This is a genomic window from Rhizobium sp. USDA 3886 (assembly GCF_056279785.1).
The window spans coordinates 3,172,117-3,195,085 of record NZ_JBWCDC010000001.1; the positions used below are offsets into that span (position 1 = coordinate 3,172,117).

General features: G+C 60.2%; 20 protein-coding genes, 1 tRNA gene and 2 pseudogenes. 7 read left to right on the plus strand and 16 right to left on the minus strand.

Annotation, left to right across the window (positions count from 1 at the left end):
- Window positions 1–57: 57 nt before the first annotated feature.
- Window positions 58–474: a GlcG/HbpS family heme-binding protein gene (locus ACZ9BX_RS16145; protein WP_476218868.1), complete on the minus strand. Its 417-nt coding sequence runs from the start codon at window positions 472–474 to the stop codon at window positions 58–60.
- 71 nt (window positions 475–545) lie between these two features.
- The gene (locus ACZ9BX_RS16150) at window positions 546–1,244 is read right to left on the minus strand and encodes a type 1 glutamine amidotransferase domain-containing protein (RefSeq protein WP_476218869.1); all 699 of its coding nucleotides are present in this window, start codon (window positions 1,242–1,244) and stop codon (window positions 546–548) included.
- A 167-nt stretch (window positions 1,245–1,411) separates the two neighbouring features.
- On the opposite strand from ACZ9BX_RS16150, the gene ACZ9BX_RS16155 reads away from it, so the two are divergent.
- Window positions 1,412–2,323 carry a LysR family transcriptional regulator gene (locus ACZ9BX_RS16155; protein WP_476220044.1) on the plus strand — a complete coding sequence of 304 codons (912 nt, stop codon included), beginning with the start codon at window positions 1,412–1,414 and terminating at the stop codon, window positions 2,321–2,323.
- Between the two features lie 275 nt (window positions 2,324–2,598).
- Window positions 2,599–4,761 carry an adenylate/guanylate cyclase domain-containing protein gene (locus ACZ9BX_RS16160; RefSeq protein WP_476218870.1) on the plus strand — a complete coding sequence of 721 codons (2,163 nt, stop codon included), beginning with the start codon at window positions 2,599–2,601 and terminating at the stop codon, window positions 4,759–4,761.
- Window positions 4,762–4,800: 39 nt separating this feature from the next.
- On the opposite strand, the gene ACZ9BX_RS16165 is transcribed toward ACZ9BX_RS16160, so the two are convergent.
- Together ACZ9BX_RS16165 and ACZ9BX_RS16170 are read right to left on the minus strand one after the other, a co-directional pair.
- Window positions 4,801–5,313: a YHS domain-containing (seleno)protein gene (locus ACZ9BX_RS16165; RefSeq protein WP_476218872.1), complete on the minus strand. Its 513-nt coding sequence runs from the start codon at window positions 5,311–5,313 to the stop codon at window positions 4,801–4,803.
- Between the two features lie 14 nt (window positions 5,314–5,327).
- Entirely contained in the window at window positions 5,328–5,915 is a 588-nt protein-coding gene (locus ACZ9BX_RS16170; protein ID WP_476218874.1) for an ankyrin repeat domain-containing protein, read from the minus strand.
- Between the two features lie 400 nt (window positions 5,916–6,315).
- Here ACZ9BX_RS16170 and ACZ9BX_RS16175 point away from each other — a divergent pair, with 400 nt between their 5' ends.
- The gene (locus ACZ9BX_RS16175) at window positions 6,316–8,172 is read left to right on the plus strand and encodes a TPR end-of-group domain-containing protein (RefSeq protein WP_476218875.1); all 1,857 of its coding nucleotides are present in this window, start codon (window positions 6,316–6,318) and stop codon (window positions 8,170–8,172) included.
- An 807-nt stretch (window positions 8,173–8,979) separates the two neighbouring features.
- Window positions 8,980–10,704, plus strand: a complete 1,725-nt coding sequence (locus tag ACZ9BX_RS16180; RefSeq protein WP_476218877.1) for an adenylate/guanylate cyclase domain-containing protein — start codon at window positions 8,980–8,982, stop codon at window positions 10,702–10,704.
- Window positions 10,705–10,908: 204 nt separating this feature from the next.
- On the opposite strand, the pseudogene ACZ9BX_RS16185 reads toward ACZ9BX_RS16180, so the two are convergent.
- From ACZ9BX_RS16185 to obgE, 8 genes and pseudogenes are all read right to left on the minus strand, one after another.
- A pseudogene (locus ACZ9BX_RS16185) lies at window positions 10,909–11,203 on the minus strand (tyrosine-type recombinase/integrase); the annotation flags it as partial.
- Between the two features lie 12 nt (window positions 11,204–11,215).
- The gene (locus tag ACZ9BX_RS16190) at window positions 11,216–12,079 is read right to left on the minus strand and encodes a ferritin-like domain-containing protein (RefSeq protein WP_476218878.1); all 864 of its coding nucleotides are present in this window, start codon (window positions 12,077–12,079) and stop codon (window positions 11,216–11,218) included.
- Window positions 12,080–12,237: 158 nt separating this feature from the next.
- Window positions 12,238–12,960: an RNA polymerase sigma factor gene (locus ACZ9BX_RS16195; protein ID WP_476218880.1), complete on the minus strand. Its 723-nt coding sequence runs from the start codon at window positions 12,958–12,960 to the stop codon at window positions 12,238–12,240.
- Window positions 12,961–13,437: 477 nt separating this feature from the next.
- A pseudogene (locus tag ACZ9BX_RS16200) lies at window positions 13,438–13,563 on the minus strand (AAA family ATPase); the annotation flags it as partial.
- 473 nt (window positions 13,564–14,036) lie between these two features.
- On the minus strand, window positions 14,037–14,684 hold the full coding sequence (locus tag ACZ9BX_RS16205) for a nicotinate-nucleotide adenylyltransferase (RefSeq protein ID WP_476218882.1): 648 nt from the start codon (window positions 14,682–14,684) through the stop codon (window positions 14,037–14,039).
- The gene (locus ACZ9BX_RS16210; RefSeq protein WP_476218884.1) at window positions 14,659–15,942 is read right to left on the minus strand and encodes a glutamate-5-semialdehyde dehydrogenase; all 1,284 of its coding nucleotides are present in this window, start codon (window positions 15,940–15,942) and stop codon (window positions 14,659–14,661) included. Before ACZ9BX_RS16210 ends, ACZ9BX_RS16205 begins: the two co-directional genes overlap by 26 nt.
- Window positions 15,935–17,104 (minus strand): glutamate 5-kinase, encoded by a 1,170-nt coding sequence (gene proB, locus ACZ9BX_RS16215; protein WP_476218886.1) that lies wholly within the window; start codon window positions 17,102–17,104, stop codon window positions 15,935–15,937. Before proB ends, ACZ9BX_RS16210 begins: the two co-directional genes overlap by 8 nt.
- Window positions 17,091–18,170, minus strand: a complete 1,080-nt coding sequence (gene obgE, locus ACZ9BX_RS16220; RefSeq protein ID WP_476218888.1) for a GTPase ObgE — start codon at window positions 18,168–18,170, stop codon at window positions 17,091–17,093. Before obgE ends, proB begins: the two co-directional genes overlap by 14 nt.
- 83 nt (window positions 18,171–18,253) lie before the next feature.
- Here obgE and ACZ9BX_RS16225 point away from each other — a divergent pair, with 83 nt between their 5' ends.
- Window positions 18,254–19,117 carry an endonuclease/exonuclease/phosphatase family protein gene (locus ACZ9BX_RS16225; RefSeq protein ID WP_476218890.1) on the plus strand — a complete coding sequence of 288 codons (864 nt, stop codon included), beginning with the start codon at window positions 18,254–18,256 and terminating at the stop codon, window positions 19,115–19,117.
- Window positions 19,118–19,157: 40 nt separating this feature from the next.
- Here the strand turns inward: ACZ9BX_RS16225 and ACZ9BX_RS16230 are convergent, their stop codons facing one another.
- The 4 genes from ACZ9BX_RS16230 to rplU all read right to left on the minus strand — a co-directional run bounded on the left by ACZ9BX_RS16230 (window position 19,158) and on the right by rplU (window position 21,123).
- On the minus strand, window positions 19,158–19,745 hold the full coding sequence (locus tag ACZ9BX_RS16230) for a GNAT family N-acetyltransferase (protein ID WP_476218892.1): 588 nt from the start codon (window positions 19,743–19,745) through the stop codon (window positions 19,158–19,160).
- Entirely contained in the window at window positions 19,745–20,377 is a 633-nt protein-coding gene (locus ACZ9BX_RS16235) for a GNAT family N-acetyltransferase (RefSeq protein ID WP_027513706.1), read from the minus strand. The genes ACZ9BX_RS16230 and ACZ9BX_RS16235 overlap by 1 nt, the downstream gene beginning before the upstream one ends.
- 124 nt (window positions 20,378–20,501) lie before the next feature.
- On the minus strand, window positions 20,502–20,771 hold the full coding sequence (gene rpmA / locus ACZ9BX_RS16240) for a 50S ribosomal protein L27 (protein WP_027513707.1): 270 nt from the start codon (window positions 20,769–20,771) through the stop codon (window positions 20,502–20,504).
- 34 nt (window positions 20,772–20,805) lie between these two features.
- The gene (rplU, locus tag ACZ9BX_RS16245) at window positions 20,806–21,123 is read right to left on the minus strand and encodes a 50S ribosomal protein L21 (RefSeq protein ID WP_027513708.1); all 318 of its coding nucleotides are present in this window, start codon (window positions 21,121–21,123) and stop codon (window positions 20,806–20,808) included.
- A gap of 302 nt (window positions 21,124–21,425) precedes the next feature.
- Here rplU and ACZ9BX_RS16250 point away from each other — a divergent pair.
- Window positions 21,426–21,515: transfer RNA gene (locus ACZ9BX_RS16250), tRNA-Ser, on the plus strand.
- Between the two features lie 434 nt (window positions 21,516–21,949).
- Window positions 21,950–22,876, plus strand: coding sequence for an HD-GYP domain-containing protein (locus tag ACZ9BX_RS16255; protein WP_476218896.1), 927 nt, complete (start codon window positions 21,950–21,952; stop codon window positions 22,874–22,876).
- The last annotated feature ends 93 nt before the right edge of the window (window positions 22,877–22,969 follow it).

Sequence of the window (22,969 nt, forward strand, 5' to 3'; positions counted from 1 at the left end):
ATGACTGAGCGGGGGGCGCGTCAGGCTCTGTTTCGGCAACAGGCGCTCGTCGGAAAATTATGAGGAGGCTGCCGAGCCGGCCTCGGCGATGGAGATGTCTTCAGCCACCGTCCCGCCGCTCACGCCAATTGCGCCGATCGTCCGCCCTTCAAATCGGATGGGAATGCCGCCTCCAAAAATCACGACCCTTCCACCATGAGAATGCTGGATGCCGTAGAGTTCGGCGCCAGGCTGGGCCAGTGCGCTGAGCGCGTCCGTCCGGTTGTTGAAGATGTGAGCGGTGAAGGCCTTGTCGATGGCAAGCGCCGCTGACCCCGCCATCGCCCCGTCCTGGCGAACAAAGGACAGCAGATGCCCAGACGAGTCGACGACCGCGATTGAGCAGGGAACATCCAGCGCGCGGGCGGCGGCGATGGACCTCTCGATCATCTGTTGGGCGTCCGACAGCGATATCGTCGAATTGAGGGAGGACATGACAAACTCCGGTGCCGAAGGGGATCTGCCGCCGATGCTAGTCGTCAGCAGATCCCGATGTTCCAGGCCGCTCAGGCGGTCTTCGTCTTCATCTGGCTCAAAGCAGCGATAAGCGCCTCCGCGGCCTCGCCCGATGACGCCGGGTTCTGACCGGTGATCAGCTGGCCATCGACGACTGTGTGCACGCCCCAGTCCTTGACCTTGGAGAAGACCGCACCGAGGCTGATGAGCTCGTCCTCGACCAGGAACGGCACGACCTTCGTGAGACCGACAGCCTCTTCCTCGCTGTTGGTGAAGCCGGTGACGTAACGTCCTTGAACAAACGGAGTGCCGTCGGGATTGGACACGCGATGCAGGACGCCCGGTGCATGGCAAACGAGAGCGATCGTCTTGCCGGCCGCGATGAAGGATTCGATCAGCTTGATCGAATTCGGATCCTCGGCCAGATCCCACAGCGGGCCGTGGCCGCCGGGGTAGAAGACCGTATCGAAGTCCTTCTGGTCGACGCTGTCCAGGCGCACAGTTTCTGCGAGCTGCGCCTTGGCAACCTCGTCAGCGCTGAAGCGCCGCGTAAGGTCTGTCTGGAACATCGGCTCGTCGCTCTTCGGGTCGAGAGGCGGCTGGCCGCCCTTCGGCGAGGCGAGGGTGATCTCGGCACCGGCGTCCTTGAAGACGTAATACGGCGCTGCCAGTTCCTCGAGCCAGAAGCCGGTCTTCTTGCCGGTATCACCGAGAGTGTCGTGGGAGGTAAGTACCATGAGGACTTTCATTGTCGGATCCTTTCGTCAGATGAGGGCGCGCCATGAGGCGTCGTTGCCGGTTGATTTGGAGCTCGATCAGCCGCAGCGGCCTGTCGATGAGCTGATAATGGCACCTGCCCACATATTTCAGAAATTTACTTCTTTGATTTCGGATATTCATGTCGGATTATATCTCGATGAGATACGACATGAACCTGCTCCCGGTATTCCTGGCCCTGATGGAGGAGCGGAGCGTGACACGGGCAGCAGCGCGACTGGGCATCACCCAGCCGGCGCTGTCCAATTCGTTGAACCGTCTGCGCGACACCCTGCGGGATCCGCTGTTCATCCGGGAAAGGTACGGCATAAAACCGACGCTACTGGCCGAGGAGATCGCTCCAACAATCGAAGCAGCGCTGGCACAACTGGACGATCTCATTTTGAACCAGCAGGAGTTTCAGCCGGCAAACGCCGAACGACTGTTCACGCTTGCTCCTAACAGCTACGTCGAGCTTGTGTTGATGCCGGCCCTCGTCGCGAGGACGCGTGAGCTAGCGCCGGGGATCAAGCTCCGCATGACAGCATTTGGCAACGATCTCGCCGAGACCGGCGTCATTTCCGGTACCACGGCCATAGTGCTTGGCCGGATCGTCGATCCGCCGCAAAACCTTGTCGTTCAGCATCTTATGGACGATGGCCTCGCCTGCGTGGTGCGCAAGGACCATCCCGACGTTCGAGACCGTATTTCCAAAGAACAATATGAGGGGCTCAAGCACGTGAACGTGCTCCCACCGGGCCGGCTGCGCGCAGGCCTCTTCCAGGCATTGGGGCAACAAAACCTCAAGCGAGAGGTTGCCGTTTCTGTCACGCACTTCCTTGCCGTGCCTGAGATGCTTGCCGTCACGGACTACTGCGCAACGCTGCCGAGTCTGATCTGTCGGAGCCTTATGCGGGATTCGCGCATGAAGGTACTGCCCACGCCCGTCGACCTCGGTACTTTTCCAGTGCAGATGGCTTGGCACGTTCGCTACCGTAACGACCCGGCCCACAGGTGGTTGCGGTCGATGATCGGCGAACTGGCAAAAGAAATGACTGCGGAACAGACCTAAGATGGCTTTCTCGTATGCGTGTTGATGTCCGCAAAGGGCCGGAGAACGAACCCGCTGCGGGGGGCGTCCGCGGTTGAGGTAGTGGTCAGGATCCGATCGTCATGCTCGCCTTGAGCGTCGCCCGGCAAACGGCAGCGCTGACCACTACGTCCGCTAGTATCAACCTACAAACCGCGTCAATCTTTCAGCTCAATCTTCGGCGCACTCGCGTTTGCCAATGGTTCGGCGTAACCTTGCGTGGTTAGCCGTGTGGTCGCTCTCACGAAGGACTAGGTATGGAGCGTCGGCTCGCCGCCGTCGTAATCGCGGACGTCGTGGGCTATGGCCGCCTGAGCCAAGCCGACGAGGAAGGCACGCGTGCCCGCTTCCAAGCCGATCTGCGCGAGGTCTTCGAGCCGAGAATCGCCGCGCACCATGGCCGGCTGGTCAAGACCATGGGCGACGGGCTGCTGGTGGAATTCCACAGCGTGGTCGATGCGGTGCGCTGCGCGGTTGAGGTTCAGCGCGCCAAGTCCGAGCGCGACGTCGGCGTTGCGGCCGACCGTCGGCTTGCGTTTCGCATCGGCATCAATCTTGGCGACGTGATCGTAGAGGGCGACGACATCCACGGCGAGGGCGTGATCATTGCCGACCGATTGCAGACGATCGCCGATCCCAGCGGCGTGATGATCTCTGGCACCGCCTTCGATCAGGCCATTCACAAGGCCGATGTGGGCTTTGCCTATCTCGGTGAGCAACGCGTCAAGAACATCGCCGATCCGGTGCGCGTCTATCGCGTCCTACTCGATGCTGGGGCAGCGGGAAGAGTTGTCGGGACAACGCGCAAGGCGGGCGCTCGGCTCCTGATCTTGGCAGTGGCTGGAGCGGTGTTGACCGCCGCCGTCGCGATGCTCGTGGTCTGGCAGATGTCTATGCCGCCTGAGCGGCCGTCTGTCGCCGTCCTGCCGTTTGCAAACCTGAGCGGCGACTCCGAACAGGAATACTTCGCCGACGGGATCACTGACGATCTCATCACCGACCTCGCCAAGCTGTCGGGACTGGTCGTCATCGCTCGCAATTCTGTCTTCACCTATAAGGGCCGGCCGGTCGCCGTGCAGGACATAGCGCGCGACCTCGGTGTCCGCTATGTGGTGGAAGGCAGCGTCCGGCGAAGCGGCGACCGGATCCATGTCAATGCTAAGCTCATCGATACGGCGACCGGCGACCATCTGGTGGCCGAGGAGTTCGACCGCAACGCCTCGGATGTCTTCGCCGTGGAGGACGAAGTAGTCCGCCATATCGTCGAGGCTCTCGGGGTGCAGTCGACGGCGTCGGAGCAAGGTCAGTTGGCGCGGCCGCCGACCGCGAACCTCGAAGCCTATGACTACTATCTCCGCGGCGAGCAGGCGGAGAGAACCGGCCTGCTGCGGGAAGCGTTGCAGCTCTACGCGAAAGCGACCACGCTCGATCCCTCCTTCGCCGAGGCGCATGCGGCGGATGCGCGCACCGCGGTCTATGTGTGGCGCCTCGACTATGACAACGTTCTGCCGGGCCCCGTGGCTAGGAGACGGGCGTATGAGAAGGCCGGAAGCGCGCTGGAGCTGAACCCGGAATCCTCGCGGCCCTATGCCATCCTCGCCATTCTTCAGGTCGTGGATCGCCGATACGAGGAGGCACTCGCTTCCGCCGGGCGGGCCGTGGCGCTGGGGCCCAGCGACGCCGAGGCCCATGCGGCGCTGAGCCTCGTCCTCACTTTCGCCGGCCGCCACGCCGAGGCTGTCGCTGCAATCGAGACCGCGCAGCGGCTCAACCCCAGCCTCTCGACGAGCGAACGGCTGGTCGCGGGACTGGCGTTCCTATTGCATGGGGATTACGCCCGGGCGATTGAAACGCTGAAGCGCGCCCGCGCCGAGGCGCCGCGCCTCATCGATGTTCATGCCTTACTCGCCGCAGCCTACGCTCGCGCCGGTCGTTTGAGCGAAGCCCGCGACGCGGCGGGGGAAGCCCGCCGTACCGTCCCCGTCACTTCCGTCGAGACCTGGCGCGTTCTTTATGCCCATTTTCGCAATGGTCAGGACCTCGAGCGCGTCCTCGAAGCCATGCGCGACGCCGGCCTTCCCGAATGGCCCTTCGACTTCCGCGGCGAGGATCGCAACAGGCTGAGTGGGGCGGATATCTCCCGCCTGGCCTTCGGGCGGACGTGGCAGGGACAGACAGGCGCGGGCGATCCGGCTCTCCTGCAACTTGGCGGCGATGGCAAGACGGCTTTCCGGACCCCGACACAGATCGCAACCGGGACCGCCTTCGTCGATCGGGACATGCTGTGCGAGCAGAGCGAGAACGTGTTACTCGGGCGGCCCCGCTGCGGCCCGGTTTATCGGCGAACCCATGACCCGGGCAAACCCGAATACACCTATGTCAACGCGTTCACGCTCTTCCATTTTTCGCCCGTCGAATAGGTCCGCTGCCCGTCTCGACGTGGCACCTCGATCTGCGCATCACTGGAACCCGTCCTGCTCCAGCTGGGTCTCGACGGCGGGCCAATTCGCCTCGGCCTTTGCCAAGAGGTCGCTCGGGCGGGCCTTGAACTCGGCCATGAATTCCTTGCCGTAAGCCAGGTACAGCTTACCGCCGATGATCGCCCACGCTTCCGGATCGAGATTGATCGTGGCACCATTGTTAGCCACTTCCCCGATGCAGTAGCCCCCGTATTGTGGCGCATACTTGGTAGGTTCACCGATGAAGAGCTCACGGTGCTTGCTGCTGGCGAACTGCCACGGCGTCCCCAGCCAGTCGTAGGAGAACTCCTCGGAGCCCTTCATCGCCCGGCCTTCGGTGAAGTAGGCAACCGGGTCGTAGCCCATGATCGCGACACCGCCGAAATAGCCGGTATTGACCTGGTCGGCGGCGAGGGCAGGAACGCAACTGACCATCAAGGCGATCGAGAATGTCGCTCCAAATGCTGATCCTCGAGTCGGGGTCACGCCGTACTTTTGGATTGCTTCGCACATATTCCGTCCTCCGTTCAGTCACTCATCTCGATGCACAACGAGGCGCCTATCATCTCGGCGGGCGGGCAGGTCGCGCCGTGGCGCTTGAGCACCCGTATAATGTCTCTATGACCCTTGAAGCCAGCGCGCGTCACCGGCGTGTACCCGTGAAGACTCTCCGGCCGGCTGACATCGGCGCCGCGGGCGATCAGCAGCTCAAGCATGGCGACGCGGTTCTCTTCTACGGCGACCATCAGCGGTGTCACGCCCGCCTTGTTGGCAGCATCTTCGAGAACAGCGCCCTTGCCCAACAGCAGTTCTGCGATCCGCACGCTGCCCGAATACGCCGCCGCATGGAGCGGCGTGAAGCCCCCGGCGTTGCGCGCCATCACGTCGGCGCGTTTGCTGAGCAGCAGTTCCGCGACCGCCGGCTGATCGCTCAGCGACGCAGCGATCAGCGGCGTGGCTTGGTCGCGATCACGGCTGTCGACCTCGGCTCCGCTCGCCAGCAGGCGCTCGACTCTGGCCGTGTCGCCGGCCTTCACGGCGTCAAACAAGGACTCACCCGCGACGACACTCGCCGACGCGAGTAAGACAGCCACCACACACAGGATTCGAAACATGGCTGCGCCCTCGAAAGGCTAAATAGTTTACACCTCGGGCCTGCTTAGTGAAAGCGGCGATCGATTGGTTCTGGGTCAGCGCTCAAACATCAAAGTCCGTCGTCAGCAAGGCAGGCTGAATGACTGATATTAGGCCGTAAGCGGACGCTCGGTAAATAATCGTAGAAAAAACCTTAGGCTGCGGCGATGCTTTGACGCGCGGGCTGGAATGACAGCGAGGCTCTGACCGCGTTGGATCAATTCATCGATTCCGCGATCAGCTCTCTGACTCACCTCGTCTGCACGTCAGTTGAATGCCTTCTTCTTTCGAATACTACGAGGACCGGATTTAGTATGATGCCGCTGCTGTGAGAACCTGCTACCCTGCTTCGTCTTCGTCGCAAGAATAGGATGCCCGCGCATGGAACGGAGACTTAGCGCAATACTTGCTGCCGATGTGGTCGGTTACAGCCGGCTCATGGGTCTCGACGAGGGCGGCACGCTTTCGGCGCTCAAGACACATCGGCGAGAGCTGGTCGATGGCAAGATCGCCGAGCACCAGGGCCGGATCGTGAAACTCACAGGCGACGGCATGTTGGTCGAATTCCAGAGCGTGGTGAACGCAGTCGCCTGCGCGATCGACATCCAGCTCAGGATGCGCGAGCGCAACGCCGACGTGCAAGAGGAGAGCCGCATCGAATTTCGCATAGGCATCAATCTTGGCGATATTATCTGCGATGACAACGACATCTATGGCGACGGCGTCAATGTAGCGGCGCGTATTGAAAGCATCGCCCGGCCCGGAGGCGTCGCAATCTCCGGCACGGTTCGCGACCATCTCGGCAAGAATCTTGATCTCGATTTCGAGGACACGGGGGAACACGAGCTCAAGAACATCGACCGGCCGGTCAGAGTCTACCACGTCGCACTCGCCGCGCCGTTCCGCTTCGAAAATAGCGCGGCGGCAGCATCGCCTGAGAGGCGCGAGAAGGAACGACCTTCAATCGCTGTCCTGCCGTTCACAAATATGAGCGGCGACCCCGAGCAGGAGTATTTCTCCGACGGAATTACCGAAGACATCATTACCGACCTGTCGAAAATCTCTGGCCTCCACGTCCTCGCTCGCAACACGGTATTCACCTACAAAGGCAAGTCGGTGAAGGTGCAGCAAGTGGCACGGGAACTCGGCGTCAAATTCGTGCTTGAGGGGAGCGTCCGCAAGGCCGGTCAGCGCGTCCGCATCACGGGACAGCTTATAGACGGGGCGGATGGCGGTCACGTCTGGGCCGACCGATACGACCGTGAGCTCACCGACATCTTCGCCATCCAGGACGAGATCACTCACACCATTGTCGATCAGCTCAAGGTCAAGCTGCTGCCGGCCGAAAAGGAGGCGATCAAGGCGGCTCCCACTGAGAACGTAGAGGCATATACGTACTATCTGAGGGGGAGAGAGTTTTTCCACAGAACGTCCAAGACCTACTATGTGCTGGCGAGGCGGATGTTCGGCAAGGCGATCGAGCTCGACCCTCTTTATGCGCGCGCATATGCGGGCATCGCCGATTGCGACTCCTTTCTTTTCCTCAATTATGACGAGAAGGTCTCGCTGGAGGGAATCCTCGCCAACAGCGGCAAGGCGCTCGATATCGAAAGTGGGCTGGCCGAAGCACACGCGTCGCGTGGTCTCGCTCTCTCGGTCGGCCAAAGATATGAGGAGGCCGAAAAGGAGTTCGAACAGGCTATCGCAAGTGATCCCAATCTGTTCGAAGCGCATTATTTCTTCGCGCGCGCCTGCTATGCGCAAGGCAAGCTCACGCAGGCTGCCCACCATTACGAGCGGGCCGCCGAGATCAAGCCCGATGACTACCAATCCGTCATCCTGCTTATTCAAGTTTATCATTCTCTGGGGCGGCCAGAAGACGAAAGGGATGCGGCTCGCAGAGGCGTCGAACGCGCCGAGCGCGAATTGGCGAAGTACCCTGAGAACCCCCGGCCAGCCTATCTCGGCGCAAATGCCCTCGCCTTTCTGGGGGAGACCGAACGCGCGAAGGAATGGTCCGCGCGTGCACTGGCAATCGATCCAGACGATATCCTGACGCAGTACAACATCGCCTGCCTCTGCTGCTTTTTAGGCGAACTCGATCGTGCGCTCGATCTGCTGGAACGCCTGCTGCCTCATGCTAACCACGAGACCAAGGCGTGGGTGAAGCAGGACTCCGACTTTGCTCCGCTGCGCGGGCATCCGCGGTGGCAGCGCGTATTGGAGCTGGCAGCTTAGCCATCGAGCCCTGCCTCACAGCGATGAGCGGCCACAGCCTCCCCTTTGCGGCACGCTCTCAGGGGAGGATGAATAACCGCTAAGCATGCATGTGGCGACGTTTGTGCGAGTCGCGGTCAGGGACCATTCAGGGTCAGGGCTTCCCCTTCAACTCCTCCGACGGAACGGCAGATAAGGGTCGGCTCCGGCCGCTCGGTCTTGATCGCTTTAACGACCGCTTCGAGGTGCATTTATCGGATAGCTGCCGCTCAGCAACCGACCTCAAAGCAGTCGCCGAACGAAGGCATGGGGAACATCTCGAACTGGCCCGAAGCCGCCCTTCATCAGCCCATTTTCGCTGCCCCACAGTCGACGTTCACCGCAACCAGCGTTCCTGACCCTGCTCGGACCTTCCCATTGGACGAGCCCACTGCAACAATCCTATCCCATTCTGGACATTCCGCCGCTCTTGCGGTTCGACAACAGTTTTTTCGCCGACAACGTGGCGCCACGCGGCAAATCGGATTCGGTGGTCGTGAACGGTCGGGCGCTTTGGAGCGGGCAGGGGGCAGTTCCGCCTTCTGTGGCGGGCGTTGGAGGGGTCGCTCCGATGTTGGCTCCGGGCCGCTGATCAGAGGCCCTAGTGGTCAGGGATAAAAGGTCCGCGGCCCGTCGGTGCTCAACGCGAAGTCGTGACCGTGAAGCGGTCATTCGGCGGACTGCGGATTAGCCCGGAAGCTCCAGCTATGTTAGAGTTCCGGCGATCGCATCGCCAGAGTTGAGCGCATTTGGCGCGGCACTCTTGGCCATGACGCCACCCATGGTGCTATGGAACGCAAGCTTGCAGCCATTGTCGCCGCCGACGTCGTAGCTTACTCGGCCCTGATGGAGGCGGACGAGGGAGGGACCTTCGAACGGCTCAGGGCCAGCCGCAAGGAGCTGTTCGAGCCCGAGATCAACAACCATCACGGGCGCATCTTCAAGCTGATGGGCGACGGTTTACTGGCGGAATTCGGCAGTGCAGTCGATGCTGTCGAGTGTGCGGTGACCCTTCAACGCGGCATGGTGGAGCGCAACGCAAGCGTCCCCGACAGCGAGCGCTTCGAGGTCCGCGTCGGGATCAATCTGGGAGAAGTGATCGTCGAAGGGGACGATCGCTACGGCGAGGGTGTCAATGTCGCCGCTCGCCTGCAGCAGCTCGCTGATCCCGGCGGCATCTGCGTTTCAGAGAAGGTGTCCAAGGAGGTCGAGAAGAAGCTGGCGGTTGAGTTCGAACCCATGGGCGGGCAGCGGGTGAAGAATATAGCCGAGCCAATACACTGCTATCGCGTGAACTTGCAGTCGGCGAGAGCCACTTCGGCCGGTCGACCGATATCGCTGGAACTGCCCGACAGGGCGGCCGTCGCGGTCTTACCGTTCACCAACATGAGCAGCGATCCGGAGCAGGAGTACTTCGCCGAGGGATTGGCTGAAGACCTGATCACCGACCTTTCAAAGGTGCCCGGCCTTCTGGTGATCGCGCGCAACTCCTCGTTTGTCTACAAGGGAAGGTCGGTCGACGTCCGATCGATCGCGAAGGATCTTGGCGTCCGCTATGTTGTCGAAGGCAGCGTGCGGAAGGCGGCGGCGCGTGTCAGAATCAACGCGCAGCTTATCGATGCGCGCGAGAATGCGCATGTCTGGGCCGACCGCTTCGACGGCGAACTAGCTGATGTCTTCGCGTTGCAGGACGAGGTTGTTGGTAAGATTGTTAGTGCGCTTTCCAGCTCGGTCCTCTCGGCGTGCCCGATGCCGCCCCGGCAGAGGACGTCGAATCTCGAAGCGTACGAGCTTCTGGTGCGCGGGCGGGCACTGGTGACCGAGTCCCCAGAGGCGAACAAGACCGCGCGTCCGCTCCTCGAAAGAGCGATCCAACTCGATCCGGGCTTTGCGGAGGCGCATGCCTGGCTGGCGATGTCACACGTCTTTGGTTGGATGCACTGGGGAGAGACTGAGGAGCACCGTTCACTTGGTCGAGCGGAGGCTGAGCGGGCTGTGTCGCTTGATCCAGGGAACGCCGCGGCGCACTCGATCCTAGGTTATGTTTTGCACTTCGACTTTAAAGCAGATGAGGCAGCGGTGGAATTTGCGACAGCGCTGAGGATCGACCCCAATCACGCTGACGCTTGGATGTTTCTCGGTGAATCGAAGGCGCACCTCGGTAACGCAGGCGAGGGCATCGAGTGTATGCAGAATGCCTTTCGGCTGGACCCCTATCCACCCGGACGATACTATTGGGTACGCGGATACCTGGAATATGCGGCGCGCCGATACGAGGATGCGGTCGATACCCTCCGGCATGAAACGACCTACCGGACAGGGTCGCGGCGGATTTTGGCCGCCGCACTTGCACAGCTTGGCCGGACGGACGAGGCCAAGAAGGAAGCACGACAATTCCTCGCCGCCAACCCGCATTTTTCTATACGGCAATGGGCGAGGACTCAGCCGTTCTGCCGCGACGCGGATCGCCAGCATTTCGTTGATGGCTACCTCATGGCGGGTCTACCGGAATGACTCTCCGGTCCGTGCGAATGCCCGTTTCTGGCACGCGCAGGAGTCGTTAGTTCGTGGGCGAGCGAGCGGGTTCGTTCGTTGGCGCAAACTGCTCGTTCCAACAAGCAAGACGAACGACTGTCTTCCACCCATGCCGGAGGTGGCGAGCAAGGCGGTAGCGCTGAGAAGCGGCCATCCACCATCGTCGAATGGCCGCACCCGATTTCAGACTTCAGTTCGTTCGGCCAAGAGCAAAGTATCCTCGACGTCAACGCCGAGGAAACGCACGATGTTCTCGATCTTGGTATGCCCACGTACAATCTGTACAGCGCGTAGGTTTCCGGTAGCCTTGTAGATCATCGAGGCTTTCGTTCGCCGTAGCGAGTGTGTGCCATATTCCGCTCGTCGAAGACCAATCGCAGTAACCCATTCATCGACAAGTCGGGCGTATTGCCTCGTGCTGTGCGTGGTTGATCCGGCTCGGGAACGCATGATCGTCGACGGTGCCGCCACGCCTCTCGTCGTAACTGGCTCAGGTGGTCTTGAGCGTGCCGTTCATCCCTTCCGGATAGAAGCCGCCCTTGCTCACTCCGTCCTTGTCGGTGAGGTAGACGATCCGGAGCACCTCCTGCGGCGTTCTGGTGAACGCGATCGCATCGGGCGTCGAGGGAACGATGTTGGCTTTTCCGTCCCCCTGGATCCCCTGGTCCTTATCGTCTGATCCGTCGATTTTGTCTCGGGCATCGGAGACAGCGTTGGCGGCCTTCCAGGCTTCCTCTCCCTTTCGGTATAGCGTAGATCGCGCCATTCCCATGTGATAGGCCTCGACCGCCAGGATGCCTGCGGCTGCGGCGAGGAAGTCCTTGTTTTTCAGAACTGTCGCCGCACCGGCATAGGCGGTGACGCCGACATCCTCGAACAACATCCCGCCGAGAACGAAGTTCGTCTCGTTGCCGAAGGGGTCGAAGTCCGGCCCGAGGCCCGCTGCTTCCGCGACGGTTTTGAAGCCCGCACCGAAATCGATGGCCGGCCGGTCAACCGCGTTGGTTCCGAGCGTCTTGCGGTAGAAGCGGACGTGCGCGAGTTCGTTTTCCGCGACTTCCTGCATGAATTCGCCGATGGCGGGCGTCTCGAACGAGACTTGCTTTCCACCAACGACGTCGCCGGGTTTCGAACCGGCATCGGCTGCGTCGATGCCCATTCCGGTGGTGCCGCGGAGGTAGTATTCAGCCTCCATATATTCGAGGTTGAGCGCAAAGCGGAAAATGTCCTCGTCCGATATGTCCTGTGCCAATACCGGAGAAGGCCGCGCGATTCCGCCGAGTGCCGCTCCGGCACCGAGTACGATAAGTCCCTGAAGCGACTGACGCCGGGATAGGTGAAGTGCGCCCTGCATGGCGGTCTCCTATGTTTGTTGATTCAACACCGCTGTCAGCACCGCGGCACCGAATGCATTTGCCTGACGATTAGATGGTCCGGGCCGCCAAAATATTCCCGTGTCCCGCTACAAAGGCCCTGCGAAAGGAGCCGGCGTAATCTCGGCGTGGACGGCGTCTACGTGCGCGCAGTCGCCGCGTTCAACAGATGAGTATCGTTTCGAACCAGGCGGATTGCGAGCCGATCGAGGACTGCTTGCGCGAGGCGGTCACAACGAGCGCCAGCGAAGAGAAACGTATCCGTGAACACGGTGGCGAGCTTGTCCCGCAGCGCCTCGCGGAGCAGCCGGCGTGCGCGATAAAGACGGGTGCTCACTGTCTGAGGTCGCAATGCCAAAAGAAAAGCCGTTTCCTCAATGCTCATTTCCTCGACGTCCCGCATGACAAAGACGATGCGAAAGGGCTCTGGCAAGTCACCGACGGCTCGCTCCAGGAGGCCGCGGATTTCAGCGAGAGCGGCCGCCTCTTCGGGATCAGGCTTGTGTGCGCTGAACGGAGCGACCATGCCTTCGATGGCTTTCGCGTCTACGGTGGGTCGCCTTTTCCGGCGGCGTCCCAGCGCCTCGTTCAGCGCGATCCGGGTGAGCCAGGTCGACAGCCGCGCCTCCGCGCGGAATTCGGCCAGATGGGTGAAGGCGTGGATATAGGTCTCCTGAAGTACGTCCTCCGCCTCGGTGTCGTCATTCAGGACGGCGCAGGCGACGCGGTAAAGCCGCTGATTGTGACGCTTGATGATTAGCCAGAATGCGGCGGGGTCAAGCTGTCGCGCGTGTTCAACCAGCCCCGCGTCGTCAAGATCCTCGATTCTCACTGCCTCGGTGGATTCGCTCGGGTTCATCATAGGCGCTCCAGATGCATCAGCTTACTATGAGATAAGCGTCTTCCGGCTTGTCGGTCTGCGGCCAGGTGGAGACTTGGGACTCTAGCGGACCAGAGGTCTGCTGACCAAGTTTTTCCCAACGCGGGCCGAAGTCGCGCCCAGCCTCACCTTCACGCCGCGGCCCGCATCGAAAAACCTTGAGCAAACCTGCCGCGTCGCCGGTGCACCGCGATCTCCGCTTCGGCGCTTTGTGCCAACGAGCGTCGTGTCACACTTACCTGCCAACTGTGATCATGAGCATACCGTGACGCGGTATTCGACGGATCAACAGAACCCTGCATCAATTGGGACGCAGCTGGATCTGGGAAATTCTTTCATATCCCGGCGCGGCTGGGATTTATGTGGAACGTTCGTCGATGCTGGTGGCAGCGGTGCAAGCTGCGGTCAATGCCAGTTGAAATTTCCGCAGAACAGAAGTGCCGAAGTAAAATTCCCCAATTATGCCGCTCCGGACGACGTGGAGAATTGGGTATTTTTCGGCGGTCTCCCGCGTGGGCGTTGCGGCGGAGCGAAGTACGGCGGGGTGATCAAAGCCTTCGATCGCACGTGTTCAGGCATCATTTGCCGTGTCGGAGGGCAGTGTAGCGGAATATTTTGCGGTGGCAGTAAGGGCAGTTTTGCAGCCGACGATGGCAGATTCATACAACGAAATCAGAAACCGACGGGCAATCTTTCGTGGCAATCGACAACTGTCCGCCGCGAAAATATTCGCGGGATGTGCCACGAACTGATGATCAGCGCATTGTGAACGTCTTTTCGGAGTGTTTTCTAAGGTCACCCCTTTGCAAAATGCCGTAAAAAGCGGCGCATATCAGGAGAAGCCTTGCGCGCATTGCATTGCTGCAATGCAATATACGGTATTCCAGTTTTTCGAAGTTATGGTAAAACATATCTATCGAACACGGCGATCTCCTCCTCCCAAAGCCGTTAGATATGGATCGGCAACACTCCTCCTCCCAGTTGTCGGTCGAGTTTACAAAGCCCGACGGATCCTCCCCCGTCGGGCTTTTCATTTATCAGCCTTCCTGAAACTGCGGCTACTCGGCGCCTTTGCGAATAGCGGTCGAACTCAATGCCGAGCGCGGGCCGTGGATGAAGGTCCAGGCAGGCGCGGTTTTTTTCCAGAGCACGCGGGCATCGTCCTCATCGATACGGGCGAAATTGAAAGTCTTCGCCATATTCGACGAGAGATAGGAAAGCGTTGCGCCGGGTCGATCGATGACGGCGATCGGGAAGGTGCGGGCGATTTCTTTCCACTTCTGCCATTTGTGGAAGGCCTGCAGGCTATCGGCACCCATAATCCAGATGAAATGGATATTCGGATTGCGTGCCTTTACCCTGGCGAGTGTGTTTGCCGTGTAACTGACGCCGAATGCCTGTTCGAATGCAGTCACCTTGATATGCGGATCGGTTGTGATCGCTTCGCTGAGTGCGATGCGCTCGGCAAGCGGCGCAAGATGGTTGCGGTCCTTCAGTGGATTGCCGGGCGTTACCATCCACCAAAGTTGGTCGAGGCCGAGGCGCCGTATGGCAATCTCCGCAACCAGCGCATGCCCCTGATGCGGTGGATTGAAGGAACCACCAAACAGACCGACGACCATGCCGCGTTCGGTGTGCGGCATGCGGAGGTAGCGACGGTCTATGTCGTCTGTCGTCACGTCAGGGCCGCGTTTGTCCGGTGCCACGCACGCGGTATTTGAAGGAGGTAAGCTGCTCGACACCAACAGGACCGCGGGCATGCATCTTGCCCGTCGCAATGCCGATTTCCGCACCCATGCCAAACTCGCCGCCGTCCGCGAATTGTGTAGAAGCGTTGTGCAGCAGGATGGCTGAATCGATTTCGGTGAAGAATCGCTCGACGACAGCCGGATCTTCCGCGATCACGGCTTCCGTATGGTTCGAGGAATACTTCTGGATATGTGCGATCGCGCCGGAAATGCCGTCCACAACGGCAACGGAAATGACCGCATCGAGATACTCGGTCGACCAATCTTCCTCAGTCGCCGGCTTCATTCCTGGAGCGACCTTCAACACGGTGGCGGATGCGCGGATTTCGCACCCGGCCCCAGTCAGCGCTTCCAGTAGCGGCGTCAGGTGCGTGCCAATCGCAGCGCCATCGACAAGCAGGGTTTCCACGGCACCGCAGATGCCAGTGCGGCGCATCTTGGCGTTGACGATGATCTGCTTTGCCATTTCGATATCGGCCGACTTGTCGACGTAGATGTGGCAGAGGCCTTCGAGATGGGCAAAGACCGGTACGCGGGCTTCGTTCTGCACGCGGGCGACGAGGCTCTTGCCGCCGCGCGGCACGATGACGTCGATTGCACCTTCCAAGCCCCGCAGCATGGCGCCGACGGCGGCACGGTCCGAAACCGGAACGAGCTGTATGGCATGCTCCGGGAGACCTGCCGCCTTTAGCCCTTTAACGAGGCAGGCATGGATAGCTTGCGATGAACGGCGCGAATCCGAGCCGCACCGCAGGATCACAGCATTGCCTGCCTTCAGGCAAAGCGCACCGGCATCTGCCGTCACATTCGGCCGGCTTTCGAAGATGACGCCGATGACGCCGAGGGGTGTGCGGACCCGCTCGATCTTCAGTCCGTTTGGCCGATCCCAGGCGGCGATCACTTCGCCAACCGGATCTTTCAGAGCAGCAATGGCGCGGATGCCTTCTGCCATTTCGCTGATGCGCTGGTCGTTCAGCGTCAAGCGGTCGATGAAGGAGGCAAGCATATCGGTGCCGGCGACGTCGTGCAGATCCTTGGCGTTTTCGGCAAGGATGTGCTCCTTGCTTGCGAGGATCGCGTCGGCCATCGCATTCAGCGCCTTGTCCTTGGCTTCGGTGGACGCAAAACCCAACGGTCGTGCCGCAGCCTTGGCCTTGCGGCCGATGTCGTTCATCAGCGCGTCAATGTCAGGGCTTTGTGCAACAGTCTCAAGCATGGGCCGCGTCCTTCTTCTGCCTTTCCGATTTCGAATTTACCTGTGACGTCATCACCATATCGTCGCGATGGATCATGGCGGTACGGCCGGGATAACCGAGGATCGCTTCGATCTCTGCCGATTTGCGGCCAACGATCTGGCGGGCGTCTTCTGCGTCGTAGCTGACGAGGCCGCGGGCGATCTCGCGCCCAGAAGGGCCGATGATTGCCACAGTGTCCCCTCGGCTAAAAAGCCCGATCACCTTGCGAACGCCGGCGGGAAGCAGGCTTTTGCCGGCACCGAGCGCCGTCACGGCGCCGTCGTCGACATGCAGTTCTCCAGCTGGCTGCAACTGACCTGCGATCCAGGTCTTGCGCGCTGTCACGGGGGTGCCGGACGGTGCGAACCAGGAGGAACGTGCGCCGTTCGAAATGGCGGATAGCGGGCTATCCGTTTTGCCGGAAGCGATGATCATTGCGCAGCCCGACGTCGTTGCGATCTTGCCAGCGTCGATCTTCGTGCGCATGCCGCCGCGCGACAGCTCCGAAGCGGCGCCGCCTGCCATGGCCTCGATCTCGGGGGTGATCTCGGCGATCGTCTCGAGGAATTCTGCATCCGGATCAAGGTGTGGCGGCGCAGTATAAAGTCCGTCGATATCGGATAGAAGGATCAGCAGATCGGCGCCCGTCATCGTTGCCACACGGGCGGCGAGGCGGTCATTGTCGCCGTACCGGATTTCGCTGGTTGCAACCGTGTCGTTCTCGTTGATGATCGGAACGGCACCGATCTTCAGGAGCTGGTTGATGGTGGCGCGAGCATTGAGATAACGGCGACGCTCCTCCGTATCCCCGAGGGTCAGCAGGATCTGGCCCGCCACGATCTCATCCCGCGACAGGCTTTCCGACCAGGCGCGTGCGAGCGAAATCTGGCCGACGGCTGCGGCCGCCTGGCTTTCCTCCAATTTCAGTGCGCCAGAAGGCAGATCCAGCACAGAGCGGCCGAGCGCGATAGCGCCCGAGGAAACGACAAGCACATCCGCGCCTCTTGCCTTCAATGCAGCGATATCGGCGCACATTGCATCTAGCCACGCGTTTTTGAGCCCGGTCTTGCGGTCAACAAGGAGGGCTGAGCCGATCTTGATGACGATGCGGCGGTAGCGATCGAGCGGCTTACGCGTCGTCATCCATTCTGTCCTCGTCGGTCGCGATCATGTCGCGATGCCGCAGCTTCGGCGCTTTGGCCGGCTTCTTGCCGTCCGCATTCGCTTCGACAATGATGTCGCGCAGAGCTCGCAGAACCTCGGTCATGCCCTTGCCCGTTGCCGCCGAAATCTGGAACGGCGTCTTGCCGCAAGCCTTGGCGAGCTCCTTCGTCTTCTTCTTCAGCGCCGCGTCGTCGAGTACGTCGATTTGTGCGAGCGCAACGATTTCCGCTTTGTCGGTCAGTTCGTTACCATAGGCCTCAAGCTCGTTCTTCACGGTCGTATAGGCTTTGCCGACCTTTTCCTCCTGCGCCGAGACCAGATGCAGCAGCACGCGAGTACGCTCGACATGGCCGAGGAACCGGTCGCCGATGCCAATGCCCTCATGCGCGCCTTCGATCAGTCCCGGAATGTCCGCCAGGATGAATTCCTGTCCGTCGATCGTTGCCACGCCGAGGTTCGGATGCAGGGTCGTGAAGGGATAGTTGGCGATCTTCGGCCGCGCGCGGGTGACTGCCGCCAGGAAAGTGGACTTTCCGGCATTGGGAAGGCCGACGAGCCCGGCGTCCGCGATCAGCTTCAGATGCAGCCAGATCGTCTTTTCCTCGCCAGGCAGACCGGGATTTGCCCAATCCGGTGCCTGATTGACCGAGGACTTGAAATGCGAATTCCCAAAGCCGCCGTTGCCGCCGGCGGCAAGCCGGAAACGCTGTCCTTCTTCCGTCAGGTCGCAGATCAGCGTTTCCTGGTCTTCTTCCAGGACCTGTGTTCCGACCGGGACCTTGAGCGTCACGTCTGCGCCATTGGCGCCGGTGCGGTTTTTGCCCATGCCGTGCGTGCCGATCTGGGCCTTGAAATGCTGCTGGTAGCGGAAATCGATCAGCGTGTTGAGGCCGTTGACGGCTTCAATCCAGACATCGCCGCCGCGGCCGCCATCGCCGCCGTCCGGTCCGCCGAACTCGATGAATTTCTCGCGCCGGAACGAGACGCTGCCTGCGCCGCCGTCACCAGACCGAATATAGACCTTTGCTTCATCGAGAAATTTCATTTTACTTCCATCATCGGTGGCTTTTACACGCCCCATCCTGCCGCTTTCGATATAGGCGGTTCAAGCCGAGGTCAAAGATTATCGTGAAGTTTGCGAGCTATAACATACAGTACGGCTTCGGTCTTGATGGGATTTATGATCTCGGCCGTATCGCGGAGAGCCTCGAGGGTGCGGATATCATCGCGCTTCAGGAGGTGACCAGAGGCTTCGCACGAAACGATTTTGCCGACATGGTGGCCGATCTTGCGGCCTTCTTTCCCGACCATTTCTGGGTCTATGGTCCGGCCTGCGATCTGCACGTCGAGGTGGGCGAAGATGATTTTCCGCCGCGCGGCACGCGCTTCCAGTTCGGCAACATGATCCTTTCGCGTTGGCCGATTTTGTCGACGCGCACCCTGCTTCTGCCTCGCAGCCGCACTCTTTCGAAATTCAACCTGCAGCGTGGGGCGACCGAGGCCGTCATAGATATGCCGCAAGGCGCGCGTCGGGTCTATTCCGTTCATCTCGATCACGTTTCGCCCGACGAGCGTATATGCCAACTCGCCCACTTGAACGAGCGTATCAATGCGTTTCCCTTCGAAGGTGGATCGCTCACGGGTGCCAGCGAATTCGAGATTGCGGATCTGCCGCTTCCGGAAGACTACGTCATCCTGGGCGACTTCAACATGGTGCCGGAATCTGCGGAATACTGCTCGTTTGTTGGAATGGACGACAGATATTACGGACGCGTGCCGCGCGTCGGAACACCTGTCGATGCGCTGGCCGCGCTCGAAGGCTACATGCCCGGAAGCTATAGTTGGATGGATCCGGAGAACCACGGAAAGCGTATGCATCTTGACTACTGCTTCGTCAGTTGCGGCCTGCAGAGCCGCTTGAAATCCGCCCATGTGGATACGGATTCGGTGGGTTCCGATCATTTTCCCCTCTGGGTCGAGATCGGCGGATAGGAAAACGCCGCAGCGCGGAGGCTGCGGCGTTTTTGTCTCGTCAGGCAACCTTCGTGATCTGTAGGGCGCCGGGCTGAAGCACGGTTTCGACATGCGACACCATGGTGTTGCGGGCGAAACTGTAGATCTCCGCGCATCCTGTCATCCGGAAGCCGAGCTTCTCCTGCAATCTCAGCGAGGCTGGATTATCCGCGAACACGCCCGAGTGAACCGCCGTATCCGGCATCCTCCGGGAGAAGCGCTCCAGCACCGCTGCGACAGCTTCGCTCATATAGCCGCGTCGCCAAAAGTAGCGGTTCAGCCAGTAGCCAAGGTGCCAGCGGCCGTGGCGAAGTTCGACGGAGACGACGCCGATATGCGCGTCGTCTCCGTCGGTGACCGCCAAGTGCCAATCCGGCAGACTGCCGGACGTCACGGGAACCAGCCAATCAAGTGCGTCCTGCCTGTCATAGGGCGCGGGCACGCGGGCAAGCATCCGAGTGATTGCGAAGTCGGACAGCGATTCCGCAATCGCATTCGCATCGGCCAACCTGTGCGGGCGGAGCGTCAGCCGGGGCGTGGTGACGACCGCCACGCGCCCGGGCGTCACTTGCTTGCTCTTGGGTTGCTGCAAGATGGCGGCGCTCATCACAGGCTCCCCCAACTTCTCAGCGACATCCAGGTCTTCCGGTCGAGCCGGTACCATTCCACGGGCACGTTGCTGCCGAGCGCCAGAGACGCGGCAAGTCCTGAGCCCTGGAACTGGAAGCCGCACTTCTGGATAACCCGCCGCGACGCGATGTTCATCACCCGGCAACGGGCATCGATCTGATCGACATTGTCGCGTGTGCGAAAGACCATGTCGACCAGCGCGTGGCATGCTTCGGTCGTATAGCCCTGGCCCCAATAGGGTTCGCCGAGCCAGTAGCCGATTTCGACGGTGCGTTCGTCGACTTGCGGCTCGACGCCGCAGCACCCCATGAAGGCGCCGTTTTCAGCTTTGGTGATGGCATAGACGCACTTGCCAATCTCGCCATTCTTCGTCCGACGCACGAAGTCGGCGGCATCATTGGCGGTATAGGGGTGCGGCATGCGCGATACCATTGTGGCGACTTTGGCGTTGTTGGCGAGATGGGAAAGGGCGTCAATGTCTTCCTCGTGGGGCGCGCGCATGACGAGCCTTTCCGATAACAAGACAGGGCAATCGGTCCTTAACCGCTCCGGCCTCAGCCGTTCTTGGGGTGACCGTGGTTGGTCAACCCTTATCAGTTCGCCTTGCATGTTCAGTCCTCCTTATGGACAAAGAAAAAGGGGAGATGGCGCCCCATCTCCCCTGTTTTCTGGACTGAACCTGGTACGGCCAGCCGGGTCGATGAGACGCCGGCTGTTTTTGAGCGCTACCGGCTTATTCCGCTGCTTCCGCTTTCGGCATTACAGACACGTACACGCGACCATTGGCCTTCGTTCGGTAGTCCACATTGCCTGCCGTAAGCGCAAAAATGGTGTGGTCCTTCCCGAGGCCGACATTGGCGCCCGGATGCCACTGCGTACCGCGCTGACGCACGATAATGTTGCCTGCGATGACGGTTTCGCCGCCGAACTTCTTCACGCCAAGGCGCTTGGATTCGGAATCACGACCGTTGCGTGACGAACCGCCAGCTTTTTTGTGTGCCATTGGAGTTCTCCTTTAAACCTTTAGTCCCGTGATCTTAATTGGCAGCCACGATGTCCGTGATGCGGACGACCGTGTGATGCTGGCGGTGGCCGCGCGAACGCTTCGAGTTCTGACGGCGGCGCTTCTTGAAGGCGATAACCTTCTTGCCGCGGTTGTGCTCGACCACTTCGGCCTTGACGGAAGCGCCCTTGACGAAGGGAGCACCAATCGCAGCGTCGGCGCCTTCGCCGATTACGAGGACTTCGGTGAATTCGATGGAATCGCCAGCGGTGGCTTCAAGCTTCTCGATGGTCAGCACGTCGTTGGCTGCCACACGGTACTGCTTACCGCCGGTCTTGATGACTGCGAACATTTTTGATCCTTTCATGTTCGATCCGGCTCTCCCCGCAAACTGCAGGTGGCCGTCTTTTTATCAGTCGAAATTAAGCAGGATTTCAGGGCGCTCGCCCGGAACTCTGTCTGCCGGTGAAACCCCGCGCGAGCGCGAGGCTGGCAAGGCACGGACTACTCCACACCTAATTCCGTGAGCGAGATACCCGAGTGTCAAAAAGCTGTCAAGGCAAAAGGATGAAAAGCTTTACAATTTCGTCTTGCCAGTCCGCCTTTTGATCGCTATGAGACAGCCCGCGCGAAACAAGCGCCAACCAGCACCGCGGAGAGGTGGCAGAGTGGTTGAATGCACCGCACTCGAAATGCGGCATGCCTGCAAGGGCATCGGGGGTTCGAATCCCCCCCTCTCCGCCAGATTTCTTTGAGTTTCAGATAGATAGTCTTATTTCCCTGGCTCTGAATGCGGAACTGCAAGGCGCGCGGTCACGACAATCACAGGGCCACGCTGACGGCGCTCCCGTGTTAGGTAGCCGCTATGCATCAGCTGTGACGCGATTCAGCCGAAGCTCTCGACTACCCTCTCCATCCCGGCCGAGACCTCGTCAGGTCATCGCGGTTCGTTACAGGCTTGATCTCAACACGGGCATCACACGCAGGGCTATGTTGAACCGGAAAAGCCTGCCGTTCTCAATCAACCGCGATTTGCCTCGGGCGCTGATCTCGGACACACAGGTAGGCGCTTGTCATCCAAGCAACGCAGTAGCGGTTCGAAGCACGTAACGCTTTTATTAGATATTAGATATACGCATATAAGGAGAAGTATTAGCAGACGTGAGGAGTCGCTAATCGTGGTTCTGCGTATTCCAAAATCCTTGCTTCGCAAAGGAATGTATATTGAAGCCGTAGAATGCGCTGACTTGGAGTTCTCCGGGCGTCGCTTCCTGCTTGAAACGGATTCCGCCTTGCATTCCATACTCGCCTCTTCGGCGGAATACGTTCTGATCAACCGTGCAAAAAGCATTGTCGATTGCGGCTTGCCTGCTTGTCGCCAGCCGGACGAACACGTCCAGCCCAAGTCTCTGCGTGAACCAGACCAACGCACACGGATCCGGCATGCGGTATCTCAAGTAACCGCGACTTTGCGGGACGGTTTTGACGAGATCAAATCAGGCAAGTTCGATATCGATCGATTCGCCCCCGCCGTCAGGAGCATCACCGCTTCCTTAGTCGCCTCGCCCCATGTGTTGGTCGAGGTCACGCGGCTAAAGACCAAGGATGAGGGAACCTATATCCACTCGCTCGCGGTCAGCGGGCTCATGACGGGGCTCGGCCACCTGTCGGACCTTGAAGAGGAAACGACAAGGGAATTAACCATAGCCGGGCTGTTGCATGATCTTGGCAAGTTGCTGATACCCAACGCTATCCTCAACAAGGGCGGACAACTGACAGACGCCGAGCGGCATATAATGCGCACCCATCCCGAGCATGGCTACCTGCTCCTTAAGCAGCATCCGGGGGTATCTGACTTGATTCTCGAAATCTGCCGATTTCACCACGAAGCCCTTGACGGAAGCGGCTACCCGCTTGGCCTTCGAGCTGATCGACTGAGTTTACCTGTTCGCATATGCACCGTATGCGACGTGTTTGACGCCCTTACGAGCGTCCGCCCCTACAAGCGCGCATGGACCAGCACAGAAGCCCTGAAGTGGATGTTCGATCGGGGACATCTCTTCGACAGGAGACTGGTCCTTCGGCTCGGAAGCCTGCTTAACTAAGTGCAGTTTGGTCTGATGGTTTGCCGAGGAGAGAACCCGTTCCAGGAGTTCGAAAGTCGGATCCGGCTCGCCGAGCAGTGAATAAAGGCATGC